Source organism: Paenibacillus enshidis, from assembly GCF_042136365.1.
Taxonomy (GTDB): Bacteria; Bacillota; Bacilli; order Paenibacillales; family Paenibacillaceae; genus Paenibacillus; species Paenibacillus enshidis.
In genome coordinates this window covers 185102-201039 of sequence record NZ_JBHHMI010000005.1, presented here as the reverse complement: position 1 = coordinate 201039, position 15938 = coordinate 185102, and the positions used below count along the sequence as shown (strand labels likewise).

Here is a 15938-nt window from a genome sequence, read left to right as displayed (position 1 = left end):
GCGGTGGAACTGGTGCTGGAATGGCAGGATGTAAGATACATCTATCCTGATGCCAAAGGTGCCGCACTGGCCGGCATGTCGCTGCGGATTCCACGGGGGATGAAGACGGCGGTGCTTGGGCATAACGGTGCGGGCAAATCTACACTGTTCCTGCACGCGGTCGGCATTCTCAAGCCGCAGGGCGGAAGGGTGCTGCACGGTGGAACGGCTATGGATTATGGGCGAAAGGGGCTCAAGGAGCTGCGCCGGGCCGTCGGTCTGGTGCTGCAGGACCCGGAGCAGCAGCTCATTCTGAACACCCCCCGGGAGGACGTGGCCTTTGGACTGCGCAGCGTCGGTATGGATGAAGGGACGATCCGGCAGCGTACGGAGCGGGCGCTTGAACGGCTCGGCTTGCTGGAGCTGGCCGACCGGCCCATACATCATCTGAGTCTGGGGCAGAAGAAGCGTACGGCGCTCGCAGGGGTGTTCGCCACCCAGCCTGAAGTGATTTTACTGGATGAACCGGCCTCCTATCTGGACCCTGTTTCGGAGAGACTCCTGCTACATAGCATCGATGAAATCCACCGCACCGGGGTGACGGTCGTCATGGCTACCCATGATATGGATACGGCCTATAGCTGGGCAGACTGGATCGTGGTGCTCGACCGGGGAACCTGCCGGATGGAAGGCCCGCCGGATCAGGTTTTTGCGAATAAGGAGCTTATGGAACAGCTTGGATTGGAAATTCCCGTGATTGTCGATCTGTGGGAGAGCCTGCCTGCCGCGCTGCGGGAAGGCAGGCCCGTTCCGCGCAGTACGGAACAGTTTAAAGTCTATCTGGCCAACAATTTTGTGTAATGGAGGAGGATTCGTATGAACAAGCTTGGCAAGCTGCTGGTGATCGGCTTCGGACCGGGGGATATGGAGCATATTACGAAGCGAGCGCTGGACGCGCTCGCCGAGAGTGAAGTCATTATCGGGTACAACACCTATGTGGACCTGATTCGTCCGCTGCTGAACGGACAGGAGATCGTCCGCACCGGGATGACGGAAGAAGTGAGCCGCGCCCAGGAAGCTGTGCGGCAGGCGGAGGCCGGACGAAAGGTGGCGGTAATCTCCAGCGGAGATGCCGGCGTCTATGGCATGGCGGGATTGATCTATGAGGTGCTGATGGAGAAAGGCTGGCGGCGGAGCGACGGGGTCGAGGTTGAGGTCGTCCCCGGCATATCCGCCATTCAATCCTGCGCCTCGCTGCTGGGGGCGCCGGTCATGCATGATGCGTGCACAATCAGTCTCAGCGATCACCTTACACCATGGGAGACGATCATCCGGCGTGTGGAAGCGGCAGCGTCTGCGGATTTCGTGATTGCTCTGTACAATCCGCGCAGCGGCCGCCGTACGCGGCAGATTGTGGAGACGCAGGCAGTTCTGCTGCGCTACCGTGATCCCAAGACACCGGTCGGACTTGTCAAAAGCGCCTACCGGGAACGCCAGCAGGTCATCGTCACTACGCTGGAAGACATGCTGAATCATGATATCGGCATGCTGACGACCGTCATTATCGGCAATTCATCCACGATGGTCTATGACGGTCTGATCGTTACGCCGCGCGGCTATCAGCGCAAGTATACGCTTGATGCGGCGGAGCAGCCGCTCAAGCCGCACGAGCGGCTGCGGCCGGAAGCCGAGCCGTGGTCGCTCGGCGCGGCCGGGAACGGCGGCGGCGCGTCAGCCGCCGCCCCTGTGGCAGCACGGCAGAGCACCGCCGTGCTGGAGAGGCCGGAGCAACCGCGCGCGACCGCAGCGGCTGCATCCGGCCCGGCCGAGCTGGCCGCCGAGGCGCTCGGCCGTCTGGCCGCCGGCGGACGGCTGCCGGAGGCAGCAGCCGTCCGCTGGAGCGGTCAGGCGCCGCCGGTGCCCGCGGCGGCGGCAGGAACAGCGCCCGGCCACAGCAAGCCGGCGCTGTTCGAGATCGGTGTTGCCCCGGGGGTGGGCAACAAGAAGTTCAGCGCCCGCCAGATGGCGCTGCTCGCCGAAGCCGCAGGTGATGAGGGTGAACTGGAGTATACGACAGATCACCAGATTATCCTGCGCGTCCCGTGCGCCGACCCGGATGAACTGGTCGCGCGCCTGGCCGAGGCGAAGCTGATCATTATGCCGGTCGGCGACGTGATCAAGGTGAAGGCATGCGACTTCTGCAATCTGGAGAAGGACGATGCCGTGCCGGTAGCCGAGCGGCTGCAGGATGTTATTGGCGGCCTGTCCGCTCCAAAGGAAACCAGCATCGCTGTGAATGGCTGTGCAATGGCCTGCTACGGCGCCGTGCTTGAGGATATCGGCATCGTATACCGCAAGGGCGGATACGACCTGTTCCTTGGCGGTAAAAAGTTCGGACGGAATGCGCATCCGGCACAGCCTGTCGCGGAGGGGATTCCGGCCGATCAAATTGCGGACATCGTAGAGGGCATCGTGTCGGAGTTCAAGGAGAAAGGACATCCGAACGAGCGCTTCCACAAGTTTTTCAAGCGTGTGGGCGTTGTGGGTGGATTCCGTCATGAGGATGCCCCTGTTACTGTAGAGGTCAATCCGGTTTGCGGCGATTAAGGCTAAAAATATAGGCCCTGACCATACCATTACCATCATCACGATTATGCCATTATGGTCAGGGATAGCGTTGGTTTCAAGTTTTAGCAATACGAAGGGAGAGAATTTAATGAATGCAATACTGCTAGTCGGACATGGAAGCCGGGACCCGGAGGGGAACCAGGAGCTGCTGGAGTTCGCGAAAACGGTGGCGTCCAAGTCGCCGGATACACTGGTGGAGACCTGCTTTCTGGAGCTGACGGGACCGACGATTGCCGAGGGCGTCGCAGCCTGCGCGGCACGGGGGGCAAGCCGGGTCGTGATCGTGCCGATTATTTTATTTGCAGCCGGTCATGCCAAGATCGACATTCCGATGGCTATTGATCGGGCGAAGGCCAAATACCCCGAAATCGAGTTTGTGTACGGACGTCCTATCGGGGTACACGAGAAAATCATAGAAATTTTGCAGAGCAGGCTTGCTGAAGCGCAGCCCGTTGCCGCGGCGGCGGGAATGGGCCGGGGGACGGCCATTGCAGACGAAGCGGCGGATCAGGATACGGCTGTGCTTGTGCTGGGCCGGGGCAGCAGTGATCCGGATGCGAACAGCGATTTCTTCAAAATTACGCGGATGCTGTGGGAAAAGCTGCCCTATACCTGGGTTGAGGGCTGCTTTATCGGTGTAACGCAGCCGTCCTACCCGGAGGGGCTTGAGCGCTGCCTGCGCCTGGGCGCCAAAAAAATTATCGTGCTTCCTTATTTTCTTTTTACAGGCGTGCTGATCAAAAAAATCAACGATATGACCCTGGAATTCGCCGAGGCTCATCTGGAAGTGCAGGTGGAAATCGGCGGATACTTTGGCTTCCATCCGCGGCTGGTGGAGCTGGTGCTGGAGCGTGTAGAGGAGGGGCTGCACGGACGGGTGTTTGCCAACTGCGACAATTGCCAGTACCGGCTGGCAGCGCAGGAGCACCATCATCACCACCATGATCACGACCATGGGCACGATCATCACCATGACCACCACCACGATCACGACCATGGACACGATCATCATCACGACCACCATCATGATCACAATCATGATCATGGGCACTCACATAACACCGTGGGTAAAAAGGTGAACGGCTTATGATCTTCATGCTGTGTGGAACAAGTGATGCGCGGGAGCTGGCACTGCAAATTCAGAGCAGCGGCTACCGTGTACTCACCTCCGTCGTGACGGAGAGCGCGGCAGCCAGCCTGCGCGCAGCCGGGCTGGAGGTCCGAACCGGACGTTTGACCGCTGCCGATATGACAGCGCTGATTAAGGAAATGGGGGTGCGGGCGATCGTTGATGCCAGCCACCCTTTTGCCGAGGAGGCGCATGCGAACGCCATGGCGGCCGCAAAGGAATGCGGGCTTCCCTATATCCGTTTTGAACGGGCGGGACTCACCTACGACGACCACTCGCTGCTGCATGTGGCTGCTTCCTATGAAGAGGCGGCTGACACCGCCCGTTCCCTGAAAGGCTCCATCATGCTCACGACCGGCAGCAAAACGCTGGAGATTTTCACTACACGGCTGCTCGGCGATCCGGACATCCGGCTGGTGGCACGCATGCTTCCGCGTATGGACAATATGGAGAAATGCAGCCGGCTTGGCATGGAGCAAAAGAACATCATCGCCATGCAGGGGCCTTTTTCAAGAGAATTAAACGAGGCGCTGTACAAGCATTTCGGCACTACCGTCATGGTGACCAAAGAAAGCGGGCGCACCGGGGCAGTCGACGAAAAGGTGCAGGCCGCTCTGGACGCGGGCATCCGCGTCGTGTTGATCTCACGGCCCGAGGTGGATTTTGGTACAGTATACGACCATTTTGCAGGCATACTGGAGGAGCTTGGCAAGATCTGAAACCGCAGGCCAGATGGAAATAAAGTGATAACAGGGAGTGAAATACGATGGATTTTAAAACAGATTTTAAACCGCTCACCGTGCAGCCGCAGGAAATTGAGGGTAAAAGCTTTGAGATGATCACGGAGGAGCTCGGAGAGCATCCCTTCACGGACAGACAGTATCCTGTCGTGCAGCGGGTTATTCACGCATCCGCCGATTTCGAGCTTGGCCGCAGTATGGTATTTCACCCGGATGCGATCGAAGCGGGCATCAAGGCCATCCGTGCCGGACAGCCGTTTGTGGCCGATGTGCAGATGATTCAGGCGGGCGTCAGCAAGGACCGCTTGAAGCGGTTTGGCATGGACGTCAACGTATATATATCCGACCCGGACGTCATGGAGGAAGCCAAGCGGTTAAATACGACACGGGCGATCATCTCCATGCGCAAGGCGATCCGGCAGGCGGAGGGCGGCATCTATGCCATCGGGAACGCGCCGACCGCATTGCTGGAGCTGATCCGGCTCGTGAAGAGCGGGGAGGCCAAGCCGGGCCTCATTATCGGCATGCCTGTCGGCTTCGTGTCAGCTGCTGAATCGAAGGACGAGCTGCGCAAGCTGGATATTCCGTTCATTACGAATATCGGCCGCAAGGGCGGCAGCACCATTGTCGTGGCTGCGGTCAATGCGCTGTCGCTGATGGCGGTGCAGGAGGAGTAGCCCGGAAAAAGCAGTCTGCCTGAACTACAGCAAGAGCAGCCGAAGGAGGATGACGGATGGAGAAGGAAGCGGCAGGTGCGGGGCAGCCCCGCCGCATGAAGAGCGGCGAAGCCCCTGCGCCCGACAAGCCGATGCGGTCGGGCTTCACGACAGGTGCGTGTGCCGCTGCAACAGCCAAAGGAGCGGTCAAGCTGCTGTTGACGGGCATTGCTCCGCAGCAGGCGGTCATTTCACTGCCGGCCGGCTTTGATCATGCGTTCGAGCTGATTGAGCAGCGGCTGGACGCGGATTCCGCCTCCTGCGCCACCATCAAGGACGGCGGAGATGATCCCGACGCCACGCATCAGGCCAAGATCGTAGCCACAGTCAGCTGGCGGGAAGAAGCAGGCATAGAGCTTGACGGCGGGATTGGGGTCGGCCGTGTGACCAAGCCCGGATTGCCTGTTCCTGTCGGCGAGGCAGCGATCAACCCGGTGCCTCGCCGTATGATTACAGAGGCCGTCTCCCAGGTGCTTGAGGAGCATGGGGCGACGCGCGGCGTCCGGGTGGTGATCAGCGTGCCCGACGGTGAAGAGATTGCCAAGAAAACGTTAAATTCACGGCTTGGCATCATTGGCGGCATTTCCATCCTGGGTACACGTGGCGTGGTAGTGCCGTTCTCCACGTCAGCTTACATGGCCAGTGTTGTGCAGGCGATTTCGGTGGCGAGCGCGAGCGGCTGCGAGGAGATTGTGCTGACGACCGGCGGCAGCAGTGAGAAATATGCTATGCAAATGTACAGCCATCTCTCCGAGGAAGCGTTCATCCAGATGGGGGATTTTGTCGGCTTTGCGGTCAAGCATGGCAAACGACTGAACATGAAGAAGATTATTCTGGTCGGCATGCCGGGCAAGCTGTCCAAGGTGGCCCAGGGGGTTATGATGGTGCATTCCAAGAGCGCCCCGGTGGACTTTGGTTTTTTGGCCGGAATTGCGCGCGATGCGGGGGCAGATCCCGAACTGGTGGAGGCAGTGGCAGCAGCCAATACGGCTTCACAGGTGGCGGATTTGATGACAGAGGCGCAGTGTCTGAAATTTTTTGAGCTATTGTGCGGCTGTGCGTGCCGCCATTGTCTGGAGCATGCGGCAGGCGGAATTACGGTGGAAATGGTGCTTGTGACGATGAAAGGGCAGGTGCTCGGAAAGGCGGTCATCAGTGGATAACAAAATTTATGTCATCGGCATAGGAGAAGACGGAGCGAACGGTCTGACGGCGGAGTCGCTCCGGCATATACATAACGCTGGCCTGCTGATTGGCGGGGAGCGTCAGCTGGCGTTTTTTCAGGATTTTAAAGGGGAGAAAAGGGTGCTCAAGAGCGGGCTCGCGGCGCTTGTCGCGGAGCTCGAAGAGCGGCGCGCGCGGGAACAGATTGTCGTGCTCGCCTCGGGCGATCCTTTATTCTTCGGCATCGCGGGTTACCTTGCGGGCAAGCTTGAAGCGGGCAGCCTGGAGATCATTCCCCATCTCAGCTCTGTGCAGCTGGCCTTTGCCAAGCTTGGAGTGAGCTGGCAGGATGCGGTCGTGGACAGCGTTCATGGACGCCCTATCATGGGACTTGCGCAGCGGATTGACGGGCAGGCCAAGGTGGCGCTGCTGACGGATGAGGTGAACACGCCCGCCGCATTGGCGGATTACCTGCTGCGCTTTGACATGACAGAGTACGACGCGTTTGTGGGCGAGAATCTGGGGGGGGCTGAAGAGAAGTACCGCCGCTGCAGCCTGGAGGAAATGGCCGCAACTGAATGCTCACCGCTGAACGTGGTCATTCTGCTCCGTAAGGCGGATGCTCCCGAACCGCGCCGGGGCTTCGGCTTCGCGGATGAGGAATTCCATCAGCGCAAGCCGGAGAAGGGGCTTATTACCAAACGCGAGGTACGGGTGTTCAGCCTGTCCGAGCTGTGCTTGTCCGAGCGGAGCGTCGTATGGGACATCGGGGCCGGCTCCGGTTCGGTAGCGGTGGAATGCGCGCGACTGGCCAGATATGGCAAGGTGTTTGCGATAGAGAAGAACGAGGGTGATCTGGCGAATATTGAGGCCAACAAGGTCAAATTCCGCACGGATTTTCCCGCCATTCACGCGAAGGCTCCGGCCGGTCTGGAAGAACTTCCCGATCCGGATGCTGTGTTCATCGGCGGCAGCGGCGGAGAGCTGTCAGGGCTGATTGCCCTGTGTGCATCACGCCTTTGTATGGGGGGCAGGATTGTCGTGAACGCAGCTACCATTGAGACGCTGCATGATGCCCTGAAGGCCTTGAAGACAGCCGGATTGGATGCCTCGGTCACCCTGCTACAGACGGCGCGCAGCAAACCGATCCTCGGCATGACACGGTTTGACGGGCTGAATCCCGTCTATGTCATCACAGGCCGTCCGGCGTCTCCGGCAGCAGAGCTTGATGTAAAGGAAGGAGAGAGCTGATGGGTACAGCGGGAACGCTCTATGGAGTAGGGGTAGGTCCGGGGGACCCCGAATTGATTACGGTCAAAGCCTACCGGCTGATCCGGGAGTGTGCGGTCGTCGCCTATCCCCGGAAGCGGATGGGTGGCAAATCATATGCTCATGAAATTGTGGAACTGTATGTTAATCCGGCGGAAAAAGAAATGCTGGGCCTCGTGTTTCCGATGACCAAGGACCCGGCCGTGCTGGAGCGCGAATGGAACAAAACGGTGGCGGCCTGCTGGGAGGCGCTGAGTCAGGGCAAGGACGTCGCCTTTGTTACGGAAGGTGACCCGAACCTGTACAGCACCTTCATTCATCTTGCCAGGTTGATGAAGGAGCTTCATCCCGAGGTGCCGATCGTGTCGGTGCCCGGCATTTCCTCCGTGCTCGGCGCGGCGGCAGCGCTCGGGACACCGCTGGCAGACGGAGACCAGCAGGTCGGCATCATTCCGGCGACCGATGACCGGAACGCCATGCGCCGTGCGATTGAAAATCACGATACTGTCGTGTTCATTAAAGTAGCTAAAGTGCTGGACCTTATTTTGGATGTGCTGGACGAACTGGGGCTGGGGGACCGGGCTTCCGTTATTACGAAGGTGACCTCCCCTTATGAAATGGTGTGGCAGGATGCCCGCACCCTGCGCGGACAGGAGCTGGAATATTTGAGTCTGATGGTGGTGAGCAAATGAGCGTACTTTTCGAACCAAACAAGCAGCCTGGCCTGGAGCCGAAAGTCTATATTGTCGGTGCCGGTCCTGGCGACCCGGAGCTGATCACGGTAAAAGGCTCCAACATCCTGCGCAGCGCCGATCTGGTGCTGTATACCGATTCGCTGGTGAATGATGAGCTGATCGCCACGGCCAAGCCGTCGGCGCAGGTGCTGCAAAGCTCGGGCATGGATCTGGAGCGGCAGGTGGACATCATGGCAGAGGCGGTCGCCGAGGGACGGAGCGTGGCAAGGGTTCATACGGGTGATCCCGCCGTGTATGGCGCCATTCTGGAGCAAATGGTGCTGCTCAAGCAGCGCGGCATCGCTTATGAAATCATACCTGGCGTCAGCTCGGTGTTTGCTTCCGCTGCGGTATTGGGAGCGGAGCTTACGGTGCCGGATCTGACCCAGACTGTTATTCTGACGCGGGCGGAAGGCAGAACGCCTGTGCCCGAGCGGGAGAAGCTGCGTGATCTGGCCTCCCACCACTGCACGGTCGCCCTCTTCCTGAGCGCGACACTGGCCAAGAAGGTGGTGGCTGAATTTATGGCGGCAGGCTGGAGCGCAGACACACCGGTGGCCGTCGTTCAGCGCGCAACCTGGCCTGACCAGAAGATTGTACGCACGACGCTGGAAAACCTGCCTGCCGACCTGCGTGCAGCCGGGATTACGATGCATGCCATGATTCTCGCCGGCTGGGCGCTGGACCCCGAGCTGGTGGACAAGGATGCCCACCGGTCCAAGCTGTACGATAAAGCCTTCACCCACGGGTACCGGAAAGGAGTGAAGGCCGGTGAGTAATCCGTATGCCGTCGTCGCCATTACGAAGCACGGGGTTGAAATGGCTCGCGATCTGGGGGAGCGCTTCCAGGGTACGGACATTTTTTATATGTCCAAATTTGCGCGCGGTGATGAAGACTCCCTCGGTATCCGCCTGTTTGACGGCTCGGTCAAGCTGATTCTGCCCGACCTGTTCCAGCGGTATAACGGCATCATTCTGGTGATTTCCCTTGGCGCGGTGGTGCGCATGATTGCACCGCTGCTTATAGATAAAAAAACGGACCCCGCCGTGCTGGTCATCGACGACAGGGGCGAGCATGTCATCAGCGTGCTGTCCGGTCATCTCGGCGGGGCGAACGAGCTGACACGGCAGGTAGCCGCCGTACTGGAGGCAAGACCAGTCATCACAACTGCCTCTGATGTGCAGGGCACGATCCCGGTCGACCTGTTCGGCAGAGAGCTGGGCTGGACGGTGGACAGCTTCGATAAAGCGACGCCCGTAAGCGCCGCCGTCGTCAATGAAGAGCCCGTGGCGATCATCCAGGAGACGGGTGAAAGAAACTGGTGGAAGTACGACAAACCGTTGCCTGCGCATATCCGGGTGTACCCGGACCCGGTCTCCGCTCTGCTTGAACCCTTTAATGCCGCGCTCGTGATCAGCGACCGCTTGCTAAATGACGAAGATCAGGAGAAGCTGCTCGCGAACGGGGTGCTGTACCGGCCGAAAAGTCTGGTGCTCGGCATCGGCTGCAACCGCGGCACCGGGCTTGAGGAGCTGGAAGCCGGGGTGCTGGATACGCTACAAGAGCTGCGATTGTCGGTGAAAAGTGTGCGCAATGTGGCGACGATTGACCTGAAAAAAGACGAGGAAGGGCTGCTCGCGCTGTGCAGCAAGTACAACTGGGAGCTGGTCACTTACACCCCAGAGCAGCTGAACACGGTGCAGCTGCCCAATCCATCCGACACCGTATTTAAATATACAGGGGCCTACGGCGTCTGCGAACCTGCCGCGCTGCTGTCCGCCGGAGCGGAGGATTGGTTGCTGGAGAAGAAAAAAATCGGCAATCTAACCCTATCGGTGGCGCGGGTGGCCTTTCCACAGCTTTCGGTTGAGGAGAGCACCCATGCATAATAATGAATCGACAAGAACGGAACTCACCGGGAGTTCACATGTCAGACGCAGGCTTGTCATTGCCGGTACCGGCAGCGGGGCGGGCAAAACAACGGTGACGCTCGGGCTGATGAGGGCCTTTGCGGAGAGGGGGTTGAAGGTGCAGGGCTTCAAATGCGGACCGGATTACATTGATCCGACCTATCATACGGCCGTAACCGGTATTGCTTCCCGCAATCTGGATTCATGGATGACCTCCGGGGATTATGTGCTGAACCTGTTCAACCACGCATCGGCAGACGCCGATATTTCCATCATTGAAGGGGTCATGGGCTTGTATGACGGCAAGGACCCGCGCAGCAACACCGGGTCTACGGCGGAAATCGCCATGATCACCGGAAGTTCTGTAGTGCTTGTGGTGGATGTCCGCAGCATGGCGCGCAGCGCGGCGGCTATCGTGCTCGGATATCAGCGCCTGGAGCCGAAGCTGCAAATTATCGGGGTCATTGTGAACCGCTGCGGAAGCCGGGGCCACTATGAAATCGTCAAAGCTGCCATCGAACAGGAGTGTGGTGTCCCCGTCCTCGGCTGGCTGCCCCGTGATGAAGAACTGGACATCCCGGAACGCCATCTTGGTCTGGTGCCGGCCATCGAACGCGGTGAATTGGAGCCGCTGTTCCGTCGTGCGGCGGAGCGGATCCGGGAAGGCACGGATCTGGACAGGCTGTGGGAGCTTGCAGGCTCCATAGCGCTGCCGGAATCCATGGCGCTGTCGGCTTCCGTATCTGCTGATCATCCAGCTTCTCCCCCTGCGGCCTCCCAGATGTCGGCTATGAGGCCGCCTGCCGTCTCTGTCCGGGATCAGCCTGTCATTGCCGTGGCAAGGGATGCGGCTTTTAATTTTTACTATGAGGACAATATGGAGCTGCTGCGCCGGGCAGGGGCCGAGCTTGTGTATTTCAGTCCGCTTGCGGGAGAGGGCATTCCGGCAAGAACGTCCGGACTTTATCTCGGAGGAGGCTTCCCCGAGGAATACGCGGCAGCTATCTCGGTTAATCAAGCCTTCCTGAACGGCATCAGGCAAGCGGCGGCCAGCGAGATGCCGCTGTTTGCCGAGTGTGGCGGTTACATGGTGCTGGCACAAACGTTGACCGACCGTGCGGGAGAAGTCCATGCTATGGCGGGCATCATTCCGGCCCATGTCCGCATGCAGGAGAAACGGGCTGCACTTGGGTACAGGGAAGCCAAAGCGGTCCGTGATTGCCTGCTGCTGGAGCAGGGCGAGACGATCCGCGGCCATGAATTCCATTACTCGGTGATGTCCTTCGACGGGCAAAGCCCAATCCTTCATGCTTATGAGACCAAGGGCATGCGGGGGATAACGACTGAAGGCTATGCGCAGGGCAACATACTGGCAGGCTACACCCACGTCCATTTGGCTTCGCAGCCCAAGGCGGCGGAACGGTGGGTACAAGCATGCTCCTTATACGGTGCAGCACAGAAGCGATAAGTCCCACAAAAAACAAAAGAACCGGCAGGACCGGTTCTTTTTAACTATCAGGAATATAGATCATACTTTTTTGTTCAATACCGAAATCAGTGCTTGACCGGGGAATAAGTGCGAGTGCATATAAAGGCGCAAATTCTAAAGGTTGTGAGCGACGCTATTTGGGTAAAAACGAAAGGTTACAAGATGTAATGGTTTCCAGCGAGCTTATTTAGATTGAGCCTGCCTTTTCAGAGGAAATTTTTTTGAAAATAAAGAAGCCAGTATTGGATTATTGTCCGTCTGGCTCTCATATAATGAATAGTGCTGCGTTTCTTTAAGCATTTTTTTAAGCGTCCTGCGATCGGATTTTTCCGCCCGGGCTACATCAATTTTTTTAATTGGGATACCCTGCCCTGGCTGATGCCAAGCATGGAGGCCAGCTGTTTTTGCGAAGATTGAGGATGCTCCTGCATAAGCTCTCTCATTTTGGCCAGAATGTCATCAGTCCGGCGATAGGATTTCTTGGACGGAACGTTATGAGGCGACGGTACTGCGACAGGTCCCGGAAGCGGAACAGGTTGCGATTTTGCTGTTTTCAGCTCAGCGGCGCAGTCATTACAGATAAACTGATCCTTGTAGTAGGTATTCGTGTCTAGCGAGCCGCAGAAAGTGCAATTAGTAGACTTGTACTTGCGGAGCATCAGAGTCTTGTCTTCAATAAAAAATTCAAGCGGATCTCCAATTTCAATCTCCATCGTCATACGCATTTCCTTGGGAAGAACAATCCTTCCCAAGCTGTCTAAAGGCCTAGTCATTCCCGTCCTTTTCATCCATTCAACCTCCCTATTCAACTTGGTTTTTTCTCGAGTATACTACAATTAAAACGCATTCATTGATTCTAATTTTACACTATAAAGGTGATAAAAATATACACAAATTAAGCAAAAGTATAAGCAGCATGATAATGTTTTATGTTACTTGAAATTTCAAAAAAAAGAAAAGGTATAAATAATGTAACATAATGTAATTATCAGCTGCTTGAATCCACAATTGGAACAGGGATTGCTAGGAAGATGTGGAATTGGTAGTAGGTGCAGTTCAAAAACAAGGCCTGTCCGCGCCGGCGTGATGGTGGTGGGCAAAGCCAACAGGATTGGAGGACATCGCGAATGGAAAAACGTAAAGCGCTTTTGCTTGGTGATTATACATATCCCGAATTTCACCCGTTGCAGGGAGTCGACAGAGAGGTGACGCACATCCTGCAGGATTGGATGACGGTGCAGTGCAGCGAGAATCGCAAAATGCTATTAAAAGAGAACATCAGCGGCTTCGACCTGTGCATATCATACGTGGATAACTGGAAGGACCCGATATCCCCGCAGCAAACAGCGGGCCTGCTGTCTTATGTCAGCGGAGGGGGAGGGCTGCTTGTGCTGCATAATGGCATATCGATGAACAACAACTATGAGATTGCCCAACTGCTTGGAGCGAAATTTACCAGGCATCCCGCGTATGCCCCGCTGGAATTCCGGACAGCAGCCCCGGACCACCCGGTGATGGAGAGCATCACGTCTTTTTCGATGGATGAGGAGCCCTACCGCTTTGAATTTGACCCTTTTACCCAAAAAACGGTGCTGATGGAGTATGAGTTGGACGGAGATATCCGTCCGGCTGCTTGGGCGCATTCCTATGGCCTTGGAAGAGTTGTTTATCTGATGCCAGGGCACCACCAGACGACCTTCCAAAATGAAAATTTCCGGCGGCTGATGGTGCAGGCGGCCAAGTGGGCAGCGCGTTTGCCGGGATAAGCGGCCGTGGCAGTTAACGATTACCCTTATTTTGGATTGTTTTGAAAATCGCCGTTATAATAAGAGTATCCGGACACGGATTCCGGTCTAACAGCAAGGGGAGGAATAATCATGAGCGATTTGTTTAAAAAAGCAATCTCATTGGGTTGGGGCCTCACCGTTGTCAGTAAGGAAAAAGTGGAGCGAGTCGTGGAGGATCTGGTAAAGAGGGGCGAACTGGCGCCTTCGGAATCCAAAGCCCTGGTTGACCGCCTGATTGGACGCGGGGAGGAAGAGCAGGCCCATTTCAAAACGATGATCCGCGAGCAGGTTGCCAAAGTGCTGAAAGAGCTTAATGTACCGAATGAAAATGATATGGCCAGCCTCGAGCAGCGGATTGCGGTGCTTGAGCAGCAGGTCGCGGAGCTGGAAAAAGAAAAGGCCGCGGTCTCTGTGCAGCCTTCATCCGAAGAAGGGAACCTTCCCGGATAAATGGCTGTACATATGAGACATGCGGGCCGTTACAAGGAAATCGCCATGGCGTTCGCACGTCATGGCTTTGGTTACGTGGTCGAAGAAATCGGTTTGTCCATGCCGCTCGGATGGCTGTCACGGGAGACGAACGGAACCAGGACGACCGGTGAGCGGATCAGGCTGGTGCTGGAGGATCTGGGCCCGGCCTTCATCAAGCTTGGACAACTGGCAAGCACACGGGCAGACCTGCTTCCGGATTATATTATCCGGGAGTTGGTCAAGCTGCAGGATCAGGTGCCCCCATTCTCGGCGGAGACGGCCCGTGGCATTTTGGAACAGGAATTGGATATGCCGCTGCACAGCATCTTGTCCCGGTTCGAGGATAGCCCGTTAGCCGCTGCATCCATCGGTCAGGTCCATCTGGGCAGGCTGCATAGCGGGGAGGACGTGGCGATCAAAATTCAGCGCCCCGGCGTAGACCGCATCATCCGCCGCGATCTGGAGATCCTGCGCAATCTTACCGCCCTGGCGGCCAAACGGTGGGAATGGGTCGAGCGTTACCAGCTGCCGCAGATGGTGGAGGAGCTCGGGAAATCGCTGATTCAAGAGCTGGACTACACGCATGAAGCCCGCAATAATGAGCGGATTGCTCTGCAGTTTGCAGGCAGCCAGTCGGTCTATATTCCGAAAATTTATTGGGAGCACACGGCCTCGCGGATACTTACGATGGAGTTTGTGGAGGGTATTACTTTGCGGCGGAGCGAAGAGCTTGTGCAAAAAGGCTTCGACTTGAAGGATATCGCCCAGAAGCTTGTCGATGCGATGCTGCAGCAAATATTTATAGAAGGCTTCTTTCATGCCGATCCTCATCCGGGTAATCTGCTGGTCATGAAGAACGGGAAGCTGGCTTTTCTTGACTTCGGCATGGTCGGGCATTTGAATGAAGACATGAAATCGCCGCTCGCCTCCCTGATTATTGCCTTAATGCGGCATAATACCGACAGTATGATGCGTGCAATTCACCGCCTGGGGTTGATCGATCCGGATATCGATGTGCAGAAGCTGCGTAATGACCTCAACCGTTTGCGTGAGGAGTATGCGGATGTTCCTTTTTCCCAAATCAGCCTTGGACAGGCATTGAACGATCTGTTCAGCACGGCGCAGAAGCACCGGATCGGCCTTCCGTCCGACATTGTCATGCTTGGTAAGTCCCTGCTGACGATGGAAGGGGTAATTGAGAATCTCGATCCGGAGCTGAGCATCATCAAATTGGCCGAGCCCTTCGGCCGCAAGCTGGTCAAGGAACGGTTCAGCACACGCCGTATCCGCGGCAAGCTGCTTGGAGGAGCGGCAGAGCTGGCGGAAACACTGATTGAACTGCCAGCTCAGGTCCGTCATCTCGCCTCCGTTATCAGCAAAGGCAAGCTGAAGCTGGAAGTAACGGTACCTGAGCTGGAGATGCTGCTGCGCAGGCTGGATCAAATCAGCAACCGGCTGTCCTTCAGCATCGTGCTGCTGGCATTCTCAATCATCATGGTGGGTCTGATCATCGGTTCTTCGCTGGCGCACAGGTCGACCTTGCTGTGGGATGTGCCGGCGATTGAAATCGGCTTTGTGGTGGCGCTGCTCATGGTGGCGTTCCTGCTGTATTCCATCTTCAGGTCGGGACGGTTCTAGTTGGTCTGGTGCTGCTCGAGACTGCTCGTAGACCGTTCCGAGACCGCTCCGTGACCGCTCCGAAAACGAAACATTTCTGCAATCGCTGTTGACCCTTCGGGCCAAAGGCGAACGCTGCGCTTTTTCGGAATTGTTTCGTTCTCTCCGCTGCATCGTGCATACTTCCACTTAAACCAACGAAGAACTCGCCACTTCCTGCTATTTCTTGTTTAGCTAAAAGGTCGAGACAGGAGCACTCTCCCTGTTCTCGATCTTTTGGTACTGCTGGCGGTCAAGAGCGACT

Annotated in this window: 15 protein-coding genes; 14 read left to right on the top strand and 1 reads right to left on the bottom strand. The window is 57.1% G+C overall.

Annotated features, from left to right (window positions below; translation table 11 throughout):
- The first annotated feature begins 3 nt into the window (after positions 1-3).
- The 11 genes from ACE41H_RS08490 to ACE41H_RS08440 all read left to right on the top strand — a co-directional run bounded on the left by ACE41H_RS08490 (position 4) and on the right by ACE41H_RS08440 (position 11738).
- Positions 4-840 carry an energy-coupling factor ABC transporter ATP-binding protein gene (locus ACE41H_RS08490; protein WP_375354717.1) on the top strand — a complete coding sequence of 279 codons (837 nt, stop codon included), beginning with the start codon at positions 4-6 and terminating at the stop codon, positions 838-840.
- A 15-nt stretch (positions 841-855) separates the two neighbouring features.
- Complete coding sequence (gene cobJ, locus ACE41H_RS08485) at positions 856-2586, top strand: precorrin-3B C(17)-methyltransferase (RefSeq protein WP_375354715.1); 1731 nt, start codon at positions 856-858, stop codon at positions 2584-2586.
- Between the two features lie 109 nt (positions 2587-2695).
- Positions 2696-3697 carry a sirohydrochlorin chelatase gene (locus tag ACE41H_RS08480; RefSeq protein WP_375354713.1) on the top strand — a complete coding sequence of 334 codons (1002 nt, stop codon included), beginning with the start codon at positions 2696-2698 and terminating at the stop codon, positions 3695-3697.
- Positions 3694-4455: a precorrin-6A reductase gene (cobK, locus tag ACE41H_RS08475; RefSeq protein ID WP_375354712.1), complete on the top strand. Its 762-nt coding sequence runs from the start codon at positions 3694-3696 to the stop codon at positions 4453-4455. The genes ACE41H_RS08480 and cobK overlap by 4 nt, the downstream gene beginning before the upstream one ends.
- A 47-nt stretch (positions 4456-4502) precedes the next feature.
- Entirely contained in the window at positions 4503-5153 is a 651-nt protein-coding gene (locus tag ACE41H_RS08470) for a precorrin-8X methylmutase (protein ID WP_375354711.1), read from the top strand.
- Between the two features lie 95 nt (positions 5154-5248).
- Positions 5249-6355 (top strand): cobalt-precorrin-5B (C(1))-methyltransferase, encoded by a 1107-nt coding sequence (locus ACE41H_RS08465; protein ID WP_375354806.1) that lies wholly within the window; start codon positions 5249-5251, stop codon positions 6353-6355.
- Complete coding sequence (gene cbiE, locus ACE41H_RS08460) at positions 6348-7607, top strand: precorrin-6y C5,15-methyltransferase (decarboxylating) subunit CbiE (RefSeq protein WP_375354710.1); 1260 nt, start codon at positions 6348-6350, stop codon at positions 7605-7607. Before ACE41H_RS08465 ends, cbiE begins: the two co-directional genes overlap by 8 nt.
- Positions 7607-8317, top strand: a complete 711-nt coding sequence (gene cobI, locus ACE41H_RS08455; protein WP_375354709.1) for a precorrin-2 C(20)-methyltransferase — start codon at positions 7607-7609, stop codon at positions 8315-8317. The genes cbiE and cobI overlap by 1 nt, the downstream gene beginning before the upstream one ends.
- A complete protein-coding gene (gene cobM / locus ACE41H_RS08450) occupies positions 8314-9138 on the top strand; it encodes a precorrin-4 C(11)-methyltransferase (RefSeq protein ID WP_375354708.1) in 825 nt (274 codons plus the stop codon). The genes cobI and cobM overlap by 4 nt, the downstream gene beginning before the upstream one ends.
- The gene (locus tag ACE41H_RS08445; protein ID WP_375354707.1) at positions 9131-10249 is read left to right on the top strand and encodes a cobalt-precorrin 5A hydrolase; all 1119 of its coding nucleotides are present in this window, start codon (positions 9131-9133) and stop codon (positions 10247-10249) included. The genes cobM and ACE41H_RS08445 overlap by 8 nt, the downstream gene beginning before the upstream one ends.
- The gene (locus ACE41H_RS08440; protein ID WP_375354706.1) at positions 10242-11738 is read left to right on the top strand and encodes a cobyrinic acid a,c-diamide synthase CobB; all 1497 of its coding nucleotides are present in this window, start codon (positions 10242-10244) and stop codon (positions 11736-11738) included. Before ACE41H_RS08445 ends, ACE41H_RS08440 begins: the two co-directional genes overlap by 8 nt.
- 359 nt (positions 11739-12097) lie before the next feature.
- Here the strand turns inward: ACE41H_RS08440 and ACE41H_RS08435 are convergent, their stop codons facing one another.
- The gene (locus ACE41H_RS08435) at positions 12098-12547 is read right to left on the bottom strand and encodes an AbrB/MazE/SpoVT family DNA-binding domain-containing protein (protein ID WP_375354705.1); all 450 of its coding nucleotides are present in this window, start codon (positions 12545-12547) and stop codon (positions 12098-12100) included.
- Positions 12548-12886: 339 nt separating this feature from the next.
- Between ACE41H_RS08435 and ACE41H_RS08430 the strand changes: the two genes are divergently transcribed.
- The 3 genes from ACE41H_RS08430 to ACE41H_RS08420 all read left to right on the top strand — a co-directional run bounded on the left by ACE41H_RS08430 (position 12887) and on the right by ACE41H_RS08420 (position 15655).
- Positions 12887-13525: a ThuA domain-containing protein gene (locus ACE41H_RS08430; protein ID WP_375354703.1), complete on the top strand. Its 639-nt coding sequence runs from the start codon at positions 12887-12889 to the stop codon at positions 13523-13525.
- A gap of 111 nt (positions 13526-13636) precedes the next feature.
- A complete protein-coding gene (locus ACE41H_RS08425; protein ID WP_375354702.1) occupies positions 13637-13996 on the top strand; it encodes a phasin family protein in 360 nt (119 codons plus the stop codon).
- The gene (locus ACE41H_RS08420; RefSeq protein ID WP_375354701.1) at positions 13997-15655 is read left to right on the top strand and encodes an ABC1 kinase family protein; all 1659 of its coding nucleotides are present in this window, start codon (positions 13997-13999) and stop codon (positions 15653-15655) included. It abuts the gene before it with no gap.
- Positions 15656-15938: the final 283 nt, after the last annotated feature.

Bases quoted from the DNA above. Each gene is read 5' to 3' on its own strand.
- ACE41H_RS08420 (WP_375354701.1), top strand. From the start codon at position 13,997: ATGGCTGTACATATGAGACATGCGGGCCGTTACAAGGAAATCGCCATG.
- ACE41H_RS08435 (WP_375354705.1), bottom strand. From the start codon at position 12,547: ATGAAAAGGACGGGAATGACTAGGCCTTTAGACAGCTTGGGAAGGATT.
- cobM (WP_375354708.1), top strand. From the start codon at position 8,314: ATGAGCGTACTTTTCGAACCAAACAAGCAGCCTGGCCTGGAGCCGAAA.
- cobK (WP_375354712.1), top strand. From the start codon at position 3,694: ATGATCTTCATGCTGTGTGGAACAAGTGATGCGCGGGAGCTGGCACTG.
- cobI (WP_375354709.1), top strand. From the start codon at position 7,607: ATGGGTACAGCGGGAACGCTCTATGGAGTAGGGGTAGGTCCGGGGGAC.
- cobJ (WP_375354715.1), top strand. From the start codon at position 856: ATGAACAAGCTTGGCAAGCTGCTGGTGATCGGCTTCGGACCGGGGGAT.
- ACE41H_RS08440 (WP_375354706.1), top strand. From the start codon at position 10,242: ATGCATAATAATGAATCGACAAGAACGGAACTCACCGGGAGTTCACAT.
- ACE41H_RS08425 (WP_375354702.1), top strand. From the start codon at position 13,637: ATGAGCGATTTGTTTAAAAAAGCAATCTCATTGGGTTGGGGCCTCACC.
- ACE41H_RS08465 (WP_375354806.1), top strand. From the start codon at position 5,249: ATGAAGAGCGGCGAAGCCCCTGCGCCCGACAAGCCGATGCGGTCGGGC.
- ACE41H_RS08480 (WP_375354713.1), top strand. From the start codon at position 2,696: ATGAATGCAATACTGCTAGTCGGACATGGAAGCCGGGACCCGGAGGGG.
- ACE41H_RS08430 (WP_375354703.1), top strand. From the start codon at position 12,887: ATGGAAAAACGTAAAGCGCTTTTGCTTGGTGATTATACATATCCCGAA.
- ACE41H_RS08470 (WP_375354711.1), top strand. From the start codon at position 4,503: ATGGATTTTAAAACAGATTTTAAACCGCTCACCGTGCAGCCGCAGGAA.